The 19,434-nt window shown below is 65.6% G+C and carries 15 protein-coding genes; 10 read left to right on the forward strand and 5 right to left on the reverse strand.

What is annotated here, in order from left to right:
* The first annotated feature begins 159 nt into the window (after nt 1-159).
* From CHB74_RS05425 to CHB74_RS05435, 3 genes are all read left to right on the forward strand, one after another.
* On the forward strand, nt 160-2,526 hold the full coding sequence (locus CHB74_RS05425) for a TonB-dependent receptor (protein ID WP_089218611.1): 2,367 nt from the start codon (nt 160-162) through the stop codon (nt 2,524-2,526).
* A gap of 108 nt (nt 2,527-2,634) precedes the next feature.
* The gene (locus tag CHB74_RS05430; RefSeq protein WP_089218612.1) at nt 2,635-3,561 is read left to right on the forward strand and encodes an alpha/beta hydrolase; all 927 of its coding nucleotides are present in this window, start codon (nt 2,635-2,637) and stop codon (nt 3,559-3,561) included.
* 85 nt (nt 3,562-3,646) lie between these two features.
* The gene (locus tag CHB74_RS05435; protein WP_089218613.1) at nt 3,647-4,531 is read left to right on the forward strand and encodes a TauD/TfdA dioxygenase family protein; all 885 of its coding nucleotides are present in this window, start codon (nt 3,647-3,649) and stop codon (nt 4,529-4,531) included.
* A 33-nt stretch (nt 4,532-4,564) separates the two neighbouring features.
* On the opposite strand, the gene CHB74_RS05440 is transcribed toward CHB74_RS05435, so the two are convergent.
* A complete protein-coding gene (locus CHB74_RS05440) occupies nt 4,565-5,758 on the reverse strand; it encodes an MFS transporter (protein WP_089218614.1) in 1,194 nt (397 codons plus the stop codon).
* 11 nt (nt 5,759-5,769) lie between these two features.
* The gene (locus CHB74_RS05445) at nt 5,770-6,804 is read right to left on the reverse strand and encodes an aldo/keto reductase (RefSeq protein WP_089218615.1); all 1,035 of its coding nucleotides are present in this window, start codon (nt 6,802-6,804) and stop codon (nt 5,770-5,772) included.
* Nucleotides 6,805-6,891: 87 nt separating this feature from the next.
* Here CHB74_RS05445 and CHB74_RS05450 point away from each other — a divergent pair, with 87 nt between their 5' ends.
* On the forward strand, nt 6,892-7,797 hold the full coding sequence (locus CHB74_RS05450; protein ID WP_089218616.1) for a LysR family transcriptional regulator: 906 nt from the start codon (nt 6,892-6,894) through the stop codon (nt 7,795-7,797).
* 277 nt (nt 7,798-8,074) lie between these two features.
* The gene (locus CHB74_RS05455; protein ID WP_089218617.1) at nt 8,075-10,531 is read left to right on the forward strand and encodes a TonB-dependent receptor; all 2,457 of its coding nucleotides are present in this window, start codon (nt 8,075-8,077) and stop codon (nt 10,529-10,531) included.
* A gap of 82 nt (nt 10,532-10,613) precedes the next feature.
* On the opposite strand, the gene katG is transcribed toward CHB74_RS05455, so the two are convergent.
* The 3 genes from katG to CHB74_RS05470 all read right to left on the reverse strand — a co-directional run bounded on the left by katG (nt 10,614) and on the right by CHB74_RS05470 (nt 14,446).
* Complete coding sequence (katG, locus tag CHB74_RS05460) at nt 10,614-12,824, reverse strand: catalase/peroxidase HPI (RefSeq protein ID WP_425442239.1); 2,211 nt, start codon at nt 12,822-12,824, stop codon at nt 10,614-10,616.
* 197 nt (nt 12,825-13,021) lie between these two features.
* Complete coding sequence (locus CHB74_RS05465; RefSeq protein ID WP_089218619.1) at nt 13,022-13,726, reverse strand: hypothetical protein; 705 nt, start codon at nt 13,724-13,726, stop codon at nt 13,022-13,024.
* A gap of 231 nt (nt 13,727-13,957) precedes the next feature.
* Entirely contained in the window at nt 13,958-14,446 is a 489-nt protein-coding gene (locus tag CHB74_RS05470; protein WP_089218725.1) for a MarR family winged helix-turn-helix transcriptional regulator, read from the reverse strand.
* Nucleotides 14,447-14,702: 256 nt separating this feature from the next.
* Here CHB74_RS05470 and ectA point away from each other — a divergent pair, with 256 nt between their 5' ends.
* The 5 genes from ectA (at nt 14,703) to CHB74_RS05495 (ending at nt 19,430) form a co-directional block, all read left to right on the forward strand.
* A complete protein-coding gene (gene ectA / locus CHB74_RS05475; protein ID WP_089218620.1) occupies nt 14,703-15,203 on the forward strand; it encodes a diaminobutyrate acetyltransferase in 501 nt (166 codons plus the stop codon).
* 109 nt (nt 15,204-15,312) lie between these two features.
* Entirely contained in the window at nt 15,313-16,620 is a 1,308-nt protein-coding gene (gene ectB, locus CHB74_RS05480; RefSeq protein ID WP_089218621.1) for a diaminobutyrate--2-oxoglutarate transaminase, read from the forward strand.
* Between the two features lie 14 nt (nt 16,621-16,634).
* Complete coding sequence (locus CHB74_RS05485) at nt 16,635-17,048, forward strand: ectoine synthase (protein ID WP_089218622.1); 414 nt, start codon at nt 16,635-16,637, stop codon at nt 17,046-17,048.
* A 25-nt stretch (nt 17,049-17,073) separates the two neighbouring features.
* Nucleotides 17,074-17,994, forward strand: a complete 921-nt coding sequence (gene thpD / locus CHB74_RS05490) for an ectoine hydroxylase (RefSeq protein WP_089218623.1) — start codon at nt 17,074-17,076, stop codon at nt 17,992-17,994.
* A complete protein-coding gene (locus tag CHB74_RS05495) occupies nt 17,991-19,430 on the forward strand; it encodes an aspartate kinase (protein ID WP_089218624.1) in 1,440 nt (479 codons plus the stop codon). The genes thpD and CHB74_RS05495 overlap by 4 nt, the downstream gene beginning before the upstream one ends.
* The last annotated feature ends 4 nt before the right edge of the window (nt 19,431-19,434 follow it).

Consider the following 19,434-nt stretch of genomic DNA (forward strand, 5'->3'; position numbering starts at 1 on the left):
GGCGCGGCGGCGGCAACCCAATGAACAGTTTTGATCGAATACGATTGGTTGTTGTCATGTTTTGAGTGCCACGCCATAAGTTAGTCAGGACTCGCTAAGCCTCGGCCGTTCGCGGACGCAAAGAGAGGGCGACGAGTCCTTCCACCTGGGGAGGATTGGATGAGGTTCCGTACGCAGTCCGTATTGTTCGCGGCGCTGAGCGCCGGTGTTTCGATGGTTCCGATGGCCGCCGCGGCGCAATCCGCCAGCAGCCCCCCGACAGCCGGCGAGCTTGACGAGATCGTCGTCACCGCAACGCGCGAGGCGCGCGCGCTGCAGGACGTGCCGATGAGTATCAACGTCGTCACCGGCAAGCAGATCGAACAGCTCAACCTGTTCGACGCCAAGGACATCCAGCGCCTCGCGCCAAGCCTGGAACTGACCAACAGCGACGGCCGCAGCAATGCCGCCACGCTGCGCGGCATCACCTTCACCCCCGATCAGGGCACGTCGCCCGCGGTCGACATCTATCTCAACGACATTCCGATCGACGCGCAGACCGCCTTCACCGCGATCTACGATCTTGAACAGATCGAAGTGCTGCGCGGGCCGCAGGGATCGCTGCGCGGCCGCACATCGCCCGCCGGCGCGATCACCTTCCGCACCCGCCGGCCCGATCTGGACGAAGTGAACGGCTATGCGCAGGCCACCGCGACCGACGATGCTGCCTATAACGTGCAGGGCGGCGTTTCGATTCCGCTGATCCCCGGCCAGCTGGCCGTGCGCGTTGCAGCACTGGTCGACGGCAACCGCCTCAACCAGCTCTACAATGTCAATCGTGACGAGAAATCGCGGAGCAGGACCGAAAGCGCCCGTATCTCGCTGAGCTGGCAGCCGGGTGAGACGTTCAACACCACCCTGACCTACCAGTATCTGCATGCCGACAACCGCCAGCAGCAGCAGGTGTTCGGGCCCGGCAACGCGCCGGCGCAGTTCGACCCGACGCTGAGCGGCCCGCCCGCCGACGTGGACGATTATCTGTCCGTCGCGGAAGGCATTCGCCGCTACCAGAATGAATCGCACTTCGTGAACCTGGCGTTCGACTGGGATCTCGGCCCGGCCACGCTCTATTTCACCGGCGCGCACCAATATACGGTGCTGAAGCAGATGGGCGACATGGATTCGGCCAATCAGGTGCCGAACTATGTGAACATCCAGAGTGTGCGGACGCCCTATAATGTCGACACCGCCGAACTGCGGCTGGCATCGAACGGCAACAGCTTCTGGAACTGGTCGATCGGAACCTTCTATTCGAAGCAGACCGGCGACGTGACGGTGACGCAGCAGTCCGACCAATTCTTCGGCAATTTCCCGACGTCGATGGGCCTGTTCCTGCCGATCACCGCCAACACGCTGGTGCCGGTCAACAACCGCACCTGGTCGATCGCGGCGAGCAGCAGCTTCCAGTTCACCGACGCGCTGCGGCTGGAAGTGGCCGCGCGCTACGGCAATCTCAAGAATATCCAGAAGGGTATCCTGAACCTGTCGTCGCCGGCCTTCCCATCGCCGCCGCCGACCGACCTGATCCCGCCGGAACTGGCCAAGACGGTCAACCATCCGCTGACCGGCGGCGCGACGCTGACCTACGAATTTTCCGACGACGTGACGGCCTATGCCGCTTATGGCCGATCCTTCCGCGCGGGCACGGCCGGCGTGAGCGTGCCGGCCAACATCAGCAACGACCTGATCAAGACCGGATCGGAAAAGTCGGACGCCTTCGAGATCGGCGTCAAGACCGCCTTCCTCGATCGCAGGCTGACGTTCAACATCTCGGCCTTCTACCAGAAGTTCGACGGCTATATCGCGCGCTTCCCCGGCATCAATTACGACTTCGGCACGCGCGATGCCTTTGGCGTGCCTTCGGGTCCGCCCGACGGCATCGTCGATGGCGCCTTCGACTTCAACTATAATGGCGATGCCACGGTGAAGGGCGTCGAGGCGACGCTGGCCGGCCGGCCGGTCGACGCCTGGGACTTCTCGGTCAGCGCGTCCTACATCAAGGCGCGCTATGACGACGCGCTGCTGCCCTGCAACGACTTCAACGGCGACGGCGCGCCGGATTCGAACGGGGCGCCCGCGATCACCGGGGGCGGCAATATCAGCTATTGCGCCAGCGACGACCGGCTGGCCGACACGCCCGACTTCAGCCTGACCGCGAACAGCGAGCTGCGCTTCGGCACGGGCGACCTGCAACCGTTCGTCCGCGCGCTGTTCACCTATCGGCCGGGCGTCTTCTCCGAACGGGCGGCGTTCGACTATCAGAGCCGCGAGCTGCTCAACCTCTACACCGGCCTGCGCGGCCCGGATGCGCGCTGGGAAGTGACGGTGTTCGCCAAGAACTTGCTCAACCAGAAGCGCATCACCAGCATTTCGCAGGGCAATGCGTTGCAGCCGACGCTTTCGGGCACGCCCTATGATTCCGGCTACCGCCTGATCAACGCCACCAACCCGCGCGAGTTCGGCGTGACGACCAGCTTCAAATTCTGATCCGGGGCGGGTGGCGCCCGCCTTCCTCTCCTCCAATCGGAGTGGGCGGCCACCCGGACACTGGGGCGACGCGATGCGTCGCCCTGTTTTTTTATGGGAGCCGATAGCATGTCGCATGATGCCAATGCCGCGCGCACGAAAGGCCCGATGGCACTGCTGCTCGCCGCGTTGCTTTTCCACATCGCAGCCCCGGCCGTTGCGCAGACCGTGCCCGCGCCGAACGATCCGGCAGCGATCAAGTTGGGGACCGGCGGCGTTCCCAATGCCAAGGGGCCGGAAATCTGGTCGCGCCAGGGCGGCAAGCTTTCGGTACGCAACGTGACCGAAGCGACGCTGACCCCGGTTCTGCCGCCGAAGGACAAGGCCACCGGGGCCGCCGTGGTGGTGGCACCGGGCGGCGCGTTCCGCACGCTCGCCATGGATCAGGAAGGCTGGCCCGTCGCGCGTTGGCTGGCCGATCATGGCATCGCCGCCTTCGTACTGAAATATCGGCTGGTGCCGACATCGCCATCCTGGCCGGAGTTCGGCCGGGAAATGGCGGAGGTGATGCGCAAGGCTGCCCCCGGTCCGGACCAGCACCGCGCGCTGCCAACGCCGCCATATGCCGTGGACGACGGGCTGGCGGCGATCCGCCTGATCCGGGCACGCGCGGCAGAGTTCGGCGTCGATCCCAAGCGCGTCGGCATGATGGGCTTTTCGGCCGGGGCGATCACCACCATCGCCACCGCCCAGCAGGCCGATGCCGCCGCCATGCCCGCCTTCATCGCGCCGATCTACCCGTCGATGGGGCGAGTTGAGGTGCCGGCCAATGCACCGCCGATGTTCGTGGCGCTCGCCGTCGACGATCCGCTGCTCGGCCGCATGGGTTACGGCCTTGTCGAAAGCTGGATCGCCGCGCGCGGCAAGGTGGAGCTTCATGCCTATCAGCGCGGCGGCCACGGCTATGGTGTCGGCATTGCGGGCACGACGACCGAAGGCTGGCTGGAAAGCTTCCGCTTGTGGCTCGCCATGAACGGGATGCTGAAAGCGTCATAGCGGCGGCGTTCGCCGTCCAAATGGAGCATTCGCCGGGCGGCAGCCACGATCATGATGGTCGCATAAAAAGAGGAGAGCGACCGCCATGCTGCACACCAAGGCACTGCCGACGATCGGGCAGGAAGTGCTGGGACTCGATCTGGCAGGCGAGATCGGCGAGGAGACCAGGCAACGGCTGGTCGATATCTGGCGCGCGGCGGGCGTCGTGCTGTTTCGCGGCGTCGGCACCGAGCCGGAGGCGCTGCTGAAGCTGAGCCGCTGCTTCGGCGAACTGGAACCCCATCCGATCGAGGCGCTGCGGCTGCACGGACATGATGAACTGATCCTGCTGACCAATCAGGGCGGGCTGCGCGGCCCGGTCTATGCCTTTGACGGCGTGCCGACCTATGGCCGTATCCCCTGGCATACCGATCTTGCCTTCCAGCCGGTGCCGAATGCGGGCGCGCTGCTCAACATGGTGCACAAGGCCGAAACCGGCGGCAGCACGGCCTGGCTCGACACCGCATTGGCCTATGACGCGCTGGACGAAGGGCTGAAGCGCCGGATCGACGGCCTTGAGGCGCGGTTCGCCTTCTGCGCCGATCTGGCCCAGATGAAGTTCGGCAATCCCGGCGGCACGCGGGTGGGCGAGACGAAGGCCGCCTTCCCCGATTATCCGCCGCTGGCCCGGCCGCTGGTGTGGCAGCACCCGATCACCGGCGCGAAGATCCTGAACCTGTGCCCGCTCAACATTCAGGGCATTATCGGCATGGACGAAGCCGAAGGCGACGCGCTGATCCGGACGCTGATCGACGCGGTGGTCCAGCCGCGCTTCATCTATCAGCATGACTGGCAGGAAGGCGATGTCGTGCTGTGGGACAATTACCGCATGATGCACTGCGCGATGGGACATCCGGTGGACGTGCTGCGCATCGTCCACCGGTCCACTTTGCGCGGCCATGCCACCGTGGGCCGCGTGCTGGCGGCATAGAACGCCACGCCACCGCCCGGCGTCCGGCGGTGTTCAGCCGTCGAGCGCCGGGCCGGACGCGCTGCACAGCCGCCCTTCCCCAGCGGCTGCGCGGCGGACGGTGACGAGCATGGCGACCAGCCCGATCGCCGAGGTCGCCGCCCCCGCCAGCGCGACCATCGGATAGCCGAGCCCGGCCGCGATGACGCCACCACCCAGCGCCGCGCCCAGCGCATTGCCAAGGTTGAACGCGCCGATGTTCATCGACGAGGCCAGATTGGGCGCATCGGCCGCCGCGCGCATCACCCGCACCTGCAGCGGCGGGACCAACGCGAAGCTCGCCACGCCCCACAGGAAGATCAGCACCGCCGCAGCCCCGGCGTGCGACATCAGCAGCGCGAAGGCGACGAGGATCGTCGCCAGCGAACCCAGCGTGACGATCAGCGTGCGATCCACCGAACGATCCGCGAAGCGCCCGCCCAGCCAGTTGCCGACGGTGAGGCCAAGACCGTAGGTGACGAGCATCGTGGTGACGAAGCCGAGCGATGCGTGCGTCGCTTCGCGCAGGATCGGCGCGATATAGGTGAACACCGTGAACATGGCGCTCGACCCGACGATGGTGAGCCCCAGCGCGCCCAGCACGTCGCGGCGGGCCAGCACGCGCAACTCGGCCAGCGGATCCCCGCCTTCGGGCGCGCGGAGATCAGGCAATGTCAGCCGGAGCGCGGCCATCGTCGCCACGCCGAGCCCGGCTATGCCCCAGAAGGATGCACGCCAGCCGAGATGTTCGCCCGCCCATGTCGCCAGCGGGACGCCGACGACATTGGCGATGGTGAGCCCCATGAACATCGCCGCGACCGCGCCCGCGCGGCGTTCCGGCGCCACCAGCCCCGCCGCGACGATCGATCCGACGCCGAAAAACGCGCCATGGTTGAACGAGGTGATGATGCGGGCGGTGAGCAGCATCGCATAGCCATCCGCCATCGCCGCGAGCAGATTGCCCAGCGTGAAGATGCCCGCCAGGCCGATCAGCAGCGTCCGGCGCGGCACGGAGCCGGTGGTGAGCGTGACCAGCGGCGCGCCGAGCACGACACCCAGCGCATAGGCGCTGATCAGCAGGCCGGCCGTGGGGATCGAAACGCCGAGATCGGCGGCGATCACCGGCAGCAGGCCCATCGGCGCGAATTCGGTGACGCCGATGCCGAATGCGCCCACCGCGAGCGCGATCAATCCGGGATTGAGCTTCATCGCGGCCGTCCTCACACCATCGCCGGGTTGAGGCGGGCGAAACCCGCCTGCTGGCGGTAGGGCGTGTGCGGATAAGCGGGCAGCACGTCGCTGGCCGCATCGAGCGCGGCGATCTGTTCGCCCGTCAGCGCCCAGCCGACCGCGCCCAGATTCTGCCGCAGCTGATCCTCGTTGCGCGCACCGATGATGACCGAGGACACCGTGGGACGCCGGAGCAGCCAGTTGATGGCGATCTGCGGCACGCTTTTCCCGGTCTCGGCCGCCACCGCTTCTAGCGCATCGACGACGCGGTAGAGCAGTTCGGTTTCGACGGGCGGCGCAAATTGTTCGGTTTCGTGCAGCCGGCTGCCGGCGGGCACCGGCCGATCGCGGCCGATCTTGCCGGTCAGCCGCCCCCAGCCAAGCGGGCTCCACACCAGCGCGCCGACGCCCTGATCCCGGCCGAGCGGCATCAGATCCGCCTCATAGGCCCGGCCGATCAGCGAATAATAGACCTGATGGGCCACAAGACGCGGCCATCCATGGCGATCGGCCACCGCCTGCGCCTTCATCAGCTGCCAGCCGGGATAGTTGGAGACGCCGGCATAACGGAGCTTGCCGGCCGCGATCAGCATGTCGAGCGTCGCCATCAGCTCCTCCACCGGGGTCGACGCATCGAAGGCGTGGAGCTGAAGCAGGTCGATATGGTCCGTGCCCAGCCGGCGCAGCGCATCTTCGACAGCGCGCACCAGCCGCGCGCGCGAAACGCCCCAATCCAGCGGGCCATCGTCCATCGGCAGTCCGGTCTTGGTGGAAATCAGCACAGCATCGCGCCGCCCGCGAATGGCCTGGCCCAAAATCTCCTCCGACGCGCCGGCCGAGTAGACATCGGCGGTGTCGAACAGATTGATGCCGGCATCCAGGCTGATGTCGATCAGGCGCCGTGCTTCGGTCGCGTCGCTCTGGCCCCAGGCGCTGAACAGCGGGCCCTTGCCGCCGAACGTCCCCGTGCCGAAGCTGAGCGCGGAGACGCGCAGCCCCGACGATCCGAGTTGCCGATATTCCATGTTCCACCCTTCCATTGCTATGCGGGCGCACAGATGGATGCGGATGCATGACCTAACTAGCGCCCCATGAAGCGAAGGATTTTTGCAATGGATGCAAAGGTTGCCAGTGGCGCGGATCGCGCGCGTGCGATGGCGCTGTTCGCGGCGGTGGCTGAACAGGGCAGCTTTTCAGCCGCCGGACGACTGTTCGATCTCAGCCCATCCGCCGTCAGCCGCGCGATCGACCGGATCGAGCAACGGCTGGGCGTGCGCCTGCTGCTGCGCACGACGCGCGCGCTTTCGCTGACCGCCGAGGGCCAGGCCTATCTTCAGGCCGCCCGCCGCATCCTGAACGACCTGGACGATGCCGAACAGCAGATCGCCGATCAGGGCGCGCCGCGCGGCCGGCTGCGGATCAGCGCCGCCCATTCGCACGGTCGGCTCAGCATCGTCCCCCTGCTCGGCGAATTCGCCGCGCTCTACCCGCACATCCTGATCGACATCGCATTGAGCGACGCGCTGGTGAACATCGCCGGCGGCCAGGCCGATGTCGCCATCCGTTTCGGCCCGCTGGCCGACAGTCTGCTGACGGCGCGCAAGCTGGGCGAAAGCCGCCGCGTGATCGTGGCATCGCCCGCTTATCTTGCCCGCCACGGCACGCCACAGCAGCCGGAGGACCTCCACCACCATAATTGCCTGAACTTCAACTTCCGCCGCGCCGAGCCGGTGTGGCCCTTCCGTCGTGACGGCCAGGATTTCGCGCTGTCGGTGAAGGGCAATATCGAGGCGAATAACGGCGAGACGCTGGGGCAACTGGCCGCCGCCGGCGTCGGCATTGCGCGCGTCGGCACGTTCGGCGTCGCGGGCGAGATCGCCGACGGGCAGTTGGTGCCGATATTGGAAGCCTTCAACCCCGGCGATGTCGAGCCGATCCACGCGCTGTTCATGGGTGGTCCCGGCACACCGGCGCGGGTGCGCGCATTCGTCGATTTCCTCGCAGCGCGGCTGCACTGACCGGCGCTAAAGCTGACCACGTCGCATCCAAACAATAAGTATGAGTGCGCCATAATATATTGTTTTTCTTATTATTTATGTCGCATCACGGTCGAGAGCACCGCCCCACCGAATAGACTATCATTTTAATAGACAATAAGCTCCTCCCCGGTCGCCCGGTTCCGCCGGGTGGCGCGGCCCGACGGCGGGGGATGCGAGCACGCACCCTCGCCCGCTGGAATCGCGAGAATTGCGGGCTTTTTGTCTACTTTTTTGAAAGAGTTTTCAAGGGGGAATCATGCGAAAATCCAATCCGACATCCCTGCTGATCGGCGCGCTGCTGGCGACGACGGCGCCGGCGACCCCGGCGTGGAGCGCCACGGCGGACAATGCGCCGGAAGACGCGGCGGCGAACGCGGCGGCCGACCCCGCTTTGCCGGGCGATATCCTGGTCACCGCGCGCCGCCGTCAGGAAGCCGCGCAGGATGTGCCGCTGGCGATCTCCGTCCTCGATTCCCGCGCGATCGAGGGGACGGGCAGCTTCAATGTCAGCCGCATCACGCAGCTGCAGCCATCGCTGCAATTCTATTCGAGCAATCCACGCAATTCCGCCGCGAATATCCGTGGCCTGGGCGCGCCATTTGGCCTGACCAATGACGGCATCGAACAGGGCGTCGGCGTCTATATCGATCAGGTCTATAACAGCCGCATCGCCGCCGCGACGTTCGACTTCCTGGATGTCGAGCAGGTGGAGGTGCTGCGCGGCCCGCAAGGCACGCTTTACGGCAAGAACACGACGGCGGGCGCGATCAACATCACCACCCGCGCGCCCAGCTTCGACTTCGAGGGACGCGCCGAAATCACCGTCGGCAATCTGGAATTCGTTCAGGCCAAGGCGTCGGTTTCCGGCCCGCTGGTGGAAGACCGGCTGGCGGTGCGGCTGGCCGCATCCAAAGGCAGCCGGCGCGGCACGATCTACAATGTCGCCACCGATCGCTGGGTGAACGAACAGGACAATCTGGGCCTGCGCGGCGTGCTGCTGTGGCGCGCGACCGACGCTTTGGACCTGACCCTTTCGGCCGACTATAACCGGCAGGATCCCGAATGCTGCGCGCAGATCTATGTCCGCACCGGCGCGACGCAGCGGCCGCTTAGCCGCCAGTTCGCCGCGCTGGCCGCAGCGTTCAACTACGCCCCGCCCAGCACCAACGCGTTCGACCGGCTGACCGACCTCGATTCCGCGCTGGACGCCTATCAGGAAATCGGCGGCGTATCGCTGCGCGCGGAATGGGATCTCGGCCCCGGCACGCTGACATCGGTTTCGGCCTGGCGCTTCTGGAACTGGGGGCCTTCGAACGACCGCGACTTCACCGGCCTGCCGATCACCACCATTTCCGCCAACCCATCGAAACAGGATCAATATTCGCAGGAATTCCGTTACGCCGTGACGAGCGATCGGATCGATTATGTCGTCGGCCTGTTCGCTTATCACCAGCGCCAGCACACCACGGGCGCGCAGGAACAGGGCCCGGCGGCGAGCCGCTGGCTGCTCAACCCGACCAGCGCGAACGCGAACAACCCGGCGGTGCTGGACGGCCTGCGCTCGGAAAACGACATCCTGCTGAAGACGACGAGCCTCGCCGCCTTCGGCCAGTTGAGCTGGCACGTCACCGACCGGCTGAAGCTGCAACCCGGCGTGCGCGTGAATTACGACAGGAAATCGGGCAGCTATGAAGCCGTCGTCCATACGGGCACGGGTGAGTTGCTGGTCTGCAACCCGGCGCCGACGAACAGCGTCACGCGCGACCAGTGCGCCACGCTGCCGCCGCAAAGCTATTCGCCCAAGTTCAGCGACTGGAACATCTCGGGCGATTTCACCCTGTCCTACGAGATCGCCGACGACGTGCTCGGCTATGCGACCTATGCCAAGAGCTTCAAATCGGGCGGCATCAACCTGGCCGGCCTGCCGCTGGACGCCAACAATACGCCGATATTGAGCGCCCAAACGGTGAAGCCCGAAGACGTCAACCATTTCGAAATCGGCCTGAAAACCCAGTTCTGGGATCGCCGCGCGACATTCAACGTCGCCGGCTTCTGGACCGAGATCAGCGATTATCAGGCGACCGTGACCAACGGCCAGCTCGGCGTGCTGCGCGGCTACCTCGCCAATGCCGACAAGGTGCGCGTGCGCGGAATCGAGGCCGACTTCTCGGTACGGCCGGTCGACAGCCTTTCGCTTTATGCCAGCGGCGCCTTCACCGATCACGAATATGTGAAGTTCGTCGATGCCCCCTGCCCGCCCGAACTGGCCGGCGGCACCGCCGCGCAGCCGGGCCAGACGCCCAGCGCGCCGGGCACGCCCGGCGGGATCAGCCCGGCCAATTGCGACATTTCCGGCCAGTGGCTGCCCGGTATCTCGAAATGGGCCTTTTCCTATGGCGCGGAATATCGCCTGCCGGTTGCCCTGCTGGGACTGGATGGCGAGGCCTATGCCGCGTTCGACGGCAATTACCGGTCGAAATTCTCGTCCAACGCGTCGCGATCGGCCTATACCGACATCGCCGGATATTCGGTCGCCAATTTCCGCATCGGCTTCCGCGCGGATGATCGCTGGGATGCCTCCTTCTGGGTCCGCAACGCCTTTGACGAGGATTATTACGAGGTACTGGCAACCCAATCAGGCAGCACCGGCCTGGTGGTGGGGCAGCCCGCCGATCCCCGCACCTACGGCCTGACCATCCGCACCCGTTTCTGACCGGACGGACCTACGGCCCATAAGGAAAAGCCCGGCGACAGCGTGATGCTGCCGCCGGGCCGTCCTTCATTCGACCCGCCGCTTAGAAGCGATCGGCGTTCATCACCTTGCCCCACGCGGCGACGAAATCGTCGACGAACTTCTGCTTCGCATCGTCCGCCGCATAGACCTCGGCCACCGCGCGCAGTTCCGAATTCGACCCGAAGATCAGGTCGACCGGCGTCGCCGTCCACTTCGCCTTGCCGCTGGCGCGGTCCTTGCCGTCATAAAGGCCGGCCGACGCCGACTTCGACCACACCGTGTCCATCGACAGCAGATTGACGAAATAGTCGTTCGACAACTGGCCCGGACGGCTGGTGAAGATGCCATTCGGCGACCGCCCGGCATTGGCGCCGAGCACCCGCATGCCACCCACGAGCACCGTCATTTCCGGCACGGTGAGGTTCAGCTTGTCGGCCTTGTCGACCAGCGCCTCGGCCGGCGACACATCCGCCCCCGCCGCATAATAATTGCGGAAGCCATCCGCCTTCGGCTCAAGATGCGCGAAGGAGGTGACGTCGGTCTGCGCCTGATCCGCATCGACGCGGCCCGGCGTGAAGGGCACCTTGGCGGCATAGCCGGCCTTGCTGGCCGCCTGTTCCACCGCGGCATTGCCGCCCAACACGATCAGATCGGCCATCGACACCTGCTTGCCGGCCTTGGCGAAATCCTTGCGGACCGTTTCAAGCCGGGTGAGCACCTTGGCCAGTTCCGCCGGATCGTTCACCGCCCAGCCGCGCTGCGGATCGAGCCGCAGGCGCCCGCCATTGGCGCCGCCGCGCATGTCCGTGCCACGGAAGGTGGACGCCGAGGCCCAGGCCGTGCGCACCAGTTCATCGGTGGTGAGCCCCGATGCGAGCACGCGACGCTTGAGATCGGCGACCTCCGCCTCGGTGGCCGGCGCGCCGTTCGCCGCCGGCAGCGGATCCTGCCAGGCGAAGGTCTGGCTCGGCACGTCCTTGCCGACATAGCGGGCCTGCGGGCCGAGATCGCGATGGGTGAGCTTGAACCACGCCCGCGCGAAGGCCTGGGCGAACTCCTCGGGATTTTCGTGGAAGCGTTCGGCGATCTTGCGGAAACCGGGATCTTCCTTGATCGCGATATCGGTGGTGAACATGATCGGCGCATGGGTCTTGCCCTTGATATGGGCGTCGGGAACCATGTTGGCGGCCGCGGGATCGGTGGGGATCCACTGCGTCGCGCCGGCCGGGCTCTTGGCCTTCACCCATTCAAAGGCGAACAGATTGTCGAGATACTGGGTGGTGAACTGGATCGGATTGGCCGACCACGCCCCTTCCAGCCCCGACGTCACCGTGTCTTCGGCATTACCCTTGCCGCACTTGTTGGCCCAGCCGAGGCCCTGCTGCTCGATACCGGCGACGGTGGGTTCGGCGCCCACGCAGGCGTCCGGCTTGTGCGCGCCATGTGCCTTGCCGAAGGTGTGGCCACCCGCGATCAGGGCGAGCGTTTCCTCGTCATTCATCGCCATGTTGCCGAACGCGCGGCGGATATCGGTGGCGGCCGAAAGCGGATCATGATTGCCGTTCGGACCTTCGGGATTGACGTAGATAAGGCCCATCTGCGTCGCGGCGAGCGAACCCTTGAGATTGCCCTTCGCGTCGCGGCGCTGATCGCCCATCATCTTGGCTTCGGGGCCCCAGAACACCAGATCGGGCTGCCACGCGTCGACGCGACCGCCGGCGAAGCCGATCGTCTTGAAGCCCATATCCTCCAGCGCAACATTGCCCGTCAGCACCATCAGATCGCCCCAGGAGAGCTTGCGGCCATATTTCTGCTTGATCGGCCAGACGAGGCGGCGGGCCTTATCCAGGCTGACATTGTCCGGCCAGGAATTCAGCGGATCGAAACGCTGTTCGCCGCCGTCCGAACCGCCGCGGCCATCGCCGACGCGATAGGTGCCCGCGCTATGCCAGGCCATGCGGATGAAGAAGGGGCCATAATGGCCATAATCGGCGGGCCACCAGGGCTGCGAGGTGGTGAGAACCTTGCGGATATCGGCCTTCACGGCGTCGAGATTGAGGCTCGCAAACTCCTTGGCATAATCATAATCCGCGCCATAGGGATTGGACTGCGCTTCATGCTGGCGCAGCGCGGAAAGGTCGAGACGCTGGGGCCACCAGTCGCTGTTCGACATGCCGGCCGTCTTCGCGCCAGCGGCTGCGGGCGCCGCATCAGCCTTTTCGGCCGCGAACGCCGGCGCCGAGGCCAGCCCCGCCGCCGCGATCAGAACCATCAGGGATGTAGATGTTTTGCGCATAGTGCCTCCCACGCTCATTTTGGACGCAGCCGGCCTAATTTGTTGCGGTCTCGTAGCAAAACCGATGATTCTGCTCAGAGTGATCGATTTCGTTCACATTGCCCGGCGGCGCCCGTTGCGCGACGCCAGCGCTGACCGGCTGGCATCGCGCGATCGGAAACTCGATCAAAAGCTCAGTTATTCGCCATCACCTCGCGCAGTTCGGCGCGGGACACGGGCTTTTGCGGGAGATCGAAGCGATCGGCCGCGATCGGCTGGCGGCCGATTTCCTTTAGATCCATGCGATCGAACGAGATCGGCATGCCGCGCGCGAGCGTCGCGGTGGTCAGTTGCACGAACTGTTCGGGATAGACGAGCACCGCGCGCGACGGACGTTCGAACGTTTCCAGCGCCTTCACCGCCACGCCCCGCACATCGGCCAGCGCGGGATCGGGCGACATGACGATCGTCTGGGTGACGCCGGGTGCGTCGACGGGCGATATCGCCACGACATCGCCCTGCCATTCGCCGATCTTCCGCGCACCTTCGACCCGCGCTTCATAGCGCGTGTCATCGCGATCGCCGGTCATCACGCCCGCCGCGATCATCCGGGCGCGGACCTCGGCACCGACCGCCATATAATCATCGACATTGGCGACCGCGCTGCCGCCCGATGGCGTCGTGACGACGACATAGGCCACGCCATCGCGGACGAACACGGCGCGGCCGTCGCCATCCTCGATACGCATGTCGCCATTGGCCGCCGCCTCGACCAGCAGGCTCTGCTTCGGATCCTCCGTCTGCGCGTAACGCAGCGTCGTATCCCCCGGCCCGGCATTGCCGCAGCCGGCCGTCAGCCCGAAAGACATCATCACCATCAGCGCTGAAATGCGTGCCATCCTGTCCCCCCCCATAAAGCTGGACCGATGGCGATCGCCGACCTTGCGGACACACGCCAACCGATCCCGTTCACGAACGCGGCGCACCCGAAATTGCGAAATCAAACAGGATTTCGCCCCCTGTTGAGGCGGATCTATTACTATAAATATAGGGGGCGCACAATTAGCACGCCCGGATTACCACCTGCATCGCAACTTGCCCGTCCACACGGTTGACCTGATTGATCCCGATCAGTTTGGCCCAGCCCGATCGATCAACCCGCTGTCCAGCAGCGGCGCGGCATCGATATTTTCGGCATCGAGCAGGGTGGCGAGCCGTTCGGCCGAAGCCAGGATCATCGCCTGTTCCCATGGCGGCAATTGCACGAAGCGATCGGTGAAGCGCGTCTGCAAAGGATCCGGCGCATCGGCGAGCGCGGCCTTGCCGGCGGGCAGGATGCTGAGGTGGAACTGTCGCTTGTCCCGCGCGCTGCGCTGGCGCTGCACGAAGCCGAGCGCGGCAAGCCGATCGACGATCGTGGTGATCGTCGCCTGGCTGAACTGCAGCGCCTGCGCGACCGCGCCGGGCGTGGTCGCGTCCTTGGCGTCGATTTCGCGCAGAACCAGCAGTTGCGACGGCGTGAGCCCCGTCGACGCGGCGAGATGACGGCTGCCGATTTCGGTGGCGCGCAGCACGCGGCGAAGCGCGCGCAGGGTGAGCGATGCGATCTCGGAATCCATGGCGCGCGGCATAGCCGGATTGCCAGAACGACGCCATCGCGGAGGGAGCGACAGCGCATTCCCGCGACCGATATATTTCGATGAATGAAATATATTTTAGGCGCCGGGGGTTGAAGATCACCGCTCATGCAGGCATATAGCGCCCGCCCTTGCCGCAATCCGCGTGACATCGGCCAGAATATAATTCGGGAGATGAATAATCTTCGACACCCAAGCTACAGCGACCGCAGGGTCGCCACGGGCTTCTGCGTGCCCAATCGAGGGCGAGGGGCAGGACTTCACACTCCGCCGGCCCGTCGCGACAGACGGCCCCGCGATCACCGCGCTGATTGCCGCCTGCCCCCCGCTTGATGCCAATTCCGCTTATTGCAACCTGTTGCAATGCAGCGACTTCGCTGAATCCTGCATCCTCGCGGAACGGGATGGCGAACTGCTTGGCTGGGTATCCGGCTATCGGCCGCCATCTGATCCTGCCAATTTCTTCGTCTGGCAGGTTGCGGTCGCCCCGGCGGCGCGCGGGCGGAAGCTTGCGCAACGCATGATCGAGGCGCTGGTGCAGCGTCCGGCCGCCGCCGGCGTGACGCACCTCACCACCACGATCACCGACGATAATCGCGCATCCTGGGCCCTGTTCAACGGGCTCGCGCGGCGGTGGCGCGCGCCGATGGAAAAGAGCACGCGCTTCGATCGCGATGCGCATTTCGGCGGCGCCCACGCCACCGAGTGGCAGGCACGCATCGGCCCGCTGCCCTTCTGACGCGGACCTTCCGGGCCGGCATCCGCGCCGGCCGATCCAATGCCTGTCCATGCGGGCCTGCCCACGCGGGACACCCGACCAGACCTGGCCTGACCGGAGACATAGCGACATGACCACCCCCCTTCCCCAGCCCACGGGCCAGATGCCCGACACGTCGATTTACGAACGCCGTGAATCCGCCGTGCGCAGCTATGCGCGGTCGATGCCTCGCCAGTTCAACCGCGCCGAGGGCGTGTGGATGCACGACAATAAGGGCGGCCGTTATCTCGATTTCCTGTCGGGCTGCTCCACGCTGAACTATGGCCACAACCACCCGGTGCTGAAGCAGGCGCTGCTCGACTACATCGCCGCCGACGGCATCACCCACGGGCTGGACCTGCACACCGACGCCAAGGCGGAATTCCTGCGCACGCTGGAGGATGTGATCCTGAAGCCGCGCGGGCTGGACTATCGCGCCATGTTCACCGGGCCGACCGGCACCAACGCAGTGGAAGCGGCGATCAAGCTGGCCCGCAAGGTGACTGGCCGCGAACTGGTGATCGCCTTCACCAACGGCTTTCACGGCATGACGCTGGGCGCGCTCGCCTGCACCGGCAACGCCGCCAAGCGCGGCGGCGCGGGCGTGCCGCTGAGCCATGTCGCCCACGAACCCTATGACGGCTATTACGGCCCCGACGTCGACACGGCCGATCTGCTGGAACGCCGGCTTTCCGATCCGTCGAGCGGGCTCGACGCGCCGGCCGCCATCCTGGTCGAAACCGTGCAGGGCGAAGGCGGGCTGAACGCCGCATCGCCCGAATGGCTGCGCAAGATCGCCACGATCGCCAAGCGCCACGGCGCGCTGCTGATCGTCGACGATATCCAGGCGGGCTGCGGGCGCACCGGCCATTTCTTCAGCTTCGAAGGCATGGGCGTCACGCCCGATATCGTCACGCTCGCCAAATCACTGTCGGGCATGGGCCTGCCCTTCGCACTGACGCTGTTCCGCCCGGAAATCGACCAATGGGCGCCCGGCGAGCATAATGGCACCTTCCGTGGCAACAACCATGCCTTCGTGACGGCCACGGCGGCGCTCCGCCATTTCTGGAGCGATGGCCAGTTCCTGGCGGACATCCGTCGCCGTGGCACCATGCTGGAACGGCGGCTCGACGCGATTGCCGGCCAGTACGGCCTCACCACGCGCGGCCGGGGCATGATGCGCGGCATCGACATGGGTTCGGGCGAAATCGCCGCATCCGTTACCGCCGCCTGCTTCGAGCGCGGCCTCATCATCGAAACCAGCGGCGCGCATGACGAGATCGTCAAGGTGCTCGCCCCCCTCGTGATCGACGACGCCGTCTTTTCGGCCGGGCTCGACATCCTGGAGGAGTGCATCCGCGCCGCCCTGACGGTCACCTATGGCGTGGCCGCAGAATAAGGAGATTTGACACCATGATCGTTCGCAAACTCCAGGACATCCGCAAATCCGATCGCAACGTGAAGTCGAACGGATGGGAAAGCGCCCGCCTGCTGCTGAAGGACGACGCGATGGGCTTTTCCTTCCACGTCACGACCATGTTCGCGGGCGAGGAACTGCACATGCATTACCAGAACCATCTGGAGGCCGTGCTGGTGCTGAAGGGCACGGGCACGATCGAGGATCTGGGCACCGGGCTGACCCACCAGCTCGCGCCCGGCGTGATGTATGCGCTCAACGCCAACGACAAGCATATCGTGCGCCCCGAAACGGACATTCTGACGGCCTGCGTGTTCAACCCGCCCGTCACCGGCCGCGAGGTGCATGACGAGAACGGCGCCTATCCGGCGGAGGCCGACATGGTTCGCACCGCCGAACTCGCCAATTGAGACCGACTGAAAAGGGGAGCTACCCTTGCAAGACATCTACCCGTCCCGAAAGGCCGGCGAGGCGGAATTCCTGCCGCGCCACGATCCGGTCGTCCATGGCACCTGGAGCGCGGACGCGCCGCTGACCCGCGATCAGGCTGATCAGTTCGACCGCGACGGCTATCTCGTTCTCGAGGACATTTTTTCGGACGCGGAAATCACTTTCCTGCAGACCGAGGCGGGCAAGCTGCTTGCCGATCCCAATGCGCTCGATGCCGAGACGATCATCACCGAGCCGGGCGGCAGCGAAATCCGTTCGATCTTCGAGATCCACGCGCAGAGTGACGCGCTGGCGCGGCTGGCGGCCGACCGGCGGCTGGCCGACGTCGCCCGCTTCCTGCTGGGCGACGAGGTTTATATCCACCAGTCGCGGCTGAACTATAAACCCGGCTTCCAGGGCAGGGAATTCTATTGGCACAGCGATTTCGAAACCTGGCATGTCGAGGACGGGATGCCGCGCATGCGCGCGCTTTCCATGTCGATCCTGCTGGCGGAGAACACGCCGAATAACGGGCCGCTGATGCTGATCCCCGGATCGCACCAGAGCTTCCTGACCTGCGTGGGCGAAACGCCCGAAGACCATTATCGCATGTCGCTGAAGAAGCAGGAATATGGCGTTCCGGACGAGAACAGCCTGGCCGAGCTGGCCTATCGGCATGGCATCGTCGCGCCGACCGGCAAGCCCGGATCGGTGGTGATCTTCGACTGCAACATCATGCACGGATCGAACGGCAACATCACGCCCTTCCCGCGCGCCAACGCCTTTCTGGTCTATAACGCGGTGAGCAATCGTCTGGCCGCTCCCTTTGGCGTCGACAAGCCACGCCCGTCCTTCATCGCGGCGCGCGGCGAACCGGCGGCGATCGCCCCGATTGCCGGCCCGCTGATCACGGGGGTCGCGGCATGACCGGAACGCATAGCGTGGAAAAGATCGGCGGCACCTCCATGGCCGCCACCGCGACATTGTTCGACAATGTGCTGATCGCCGGGCGCGAAGGCGCCGATCTCTACAACCGCATCTTCGTGGTGTCGGCCTATGCCGGCATCACCGATCTGCTGCTGGAACATAAGAAGAGCGGCGAGCCGGGCGTCTATGCCCGTTTCGTGGCCGACGATGACGGCGATGGCTGGCGCCATGCGATGGCCGCCGTGCGCACCGCCATGCACGATCGCAATGCGGAGATGTTCGCGCGGCCCGAAAGTCTGGCGGAAGCGAATGCCTTCGTCGACCGGCGGCTCGACACGATCGCCGCCTGCCTCGACGATCTGGCGCGCCTGCGCAGCCATGGCCGTTTCTGCGTCAAGGAACAGCTTGTCACCGTGCGCGAACTGCTGGCCGGCGCGGGCGAGGCGCACAGCGCCCACAGCACCGCGCTGCTGCTGCGCGATCGCGGCGTCAACGCGCGCTTCGTGGACCTGAGCCTGTGGAATCAGGAGGACATGCGCGATCTGGACGAGCGGATCGAGCAGGCCTTCGCAACCATCGACCTTGCCACCACGCTTCCGATCGTGACCGGCTATGCCGGGTGCAGCGAGGGCATGGTGCGCCGTTACGCGCGCGGTTATTCGGAGATGACCTTTTCGCGCATCGCCGTGCTGACGCAGGCGCGCGAGGCGATCATCCACAAGGAATTCCACCTTTCCAGCGCGGACCCCAAGCTGGTCGGCACCGGCAAGGCGCGCAAGATCGGACGCACCAATTATGACGTCGCCGATCAGCTCGCCAATCTTGGCATGGAGGCGATCCACCCCGGCGCCGGGCGCGGCCTGCGCCAGACCGATATTCCGCTGCGCGTGCGCAACACCTTCGACCGCGAGGATGAAGGCACGCTGATCTGCGGCGATTATGTATCGGATACCCCGCGCGTGGAGATCGTAACCGGCATCCGCCACGCGCAGGCACTGCAGTTCTTCGAACAGGATATGGTGGGCGTGAAGGGTTATGACGCCGCGATCCTGGAAGCGCTGACCCGGCATGGCGCGTGGATCGTCAGCAAATCATCCAACGCCAATACGATCACCCATTATCTGTCGACCGACGTGGCGACGATGAAGCGCGTGATCGCCGATCTGCAGGCGCGTTATCCCGATGCGGCGATTTCGGCCCATCCCGTCGCCATGGTGTCCGCCATCGGCAGCGATATCGCCCGCCCGGGGCTGATGCCCGATGCGCTGCGAGCGCTGGACGACGCAGGGATCACGGTGAACGCGATGCAGCACCAGATCCGCAACGTCGACATCCAGTTCGTCGTCGATGTCGAACGGTTCGATGCCGCCATCAAGGCGCTGCACGGCGCGCTGGTGGAAGACGCACCCATGGCGCAGGGCCGGCGCGCGGCCTGAACGC

Origin of the sequence: Edaphosphingomonas laterariae, from assembly GCF_900188165.1 — a bacterium.
In the GTDB taxonomy this organism is placed as follows: domain Bacteria; phylum Pseudomonadota; class Alphaproteobacteria; order Sphingomonadales; family Sphingomonadaceae; genus Sphingomonas_E; species Sphingomonas_E laterariae.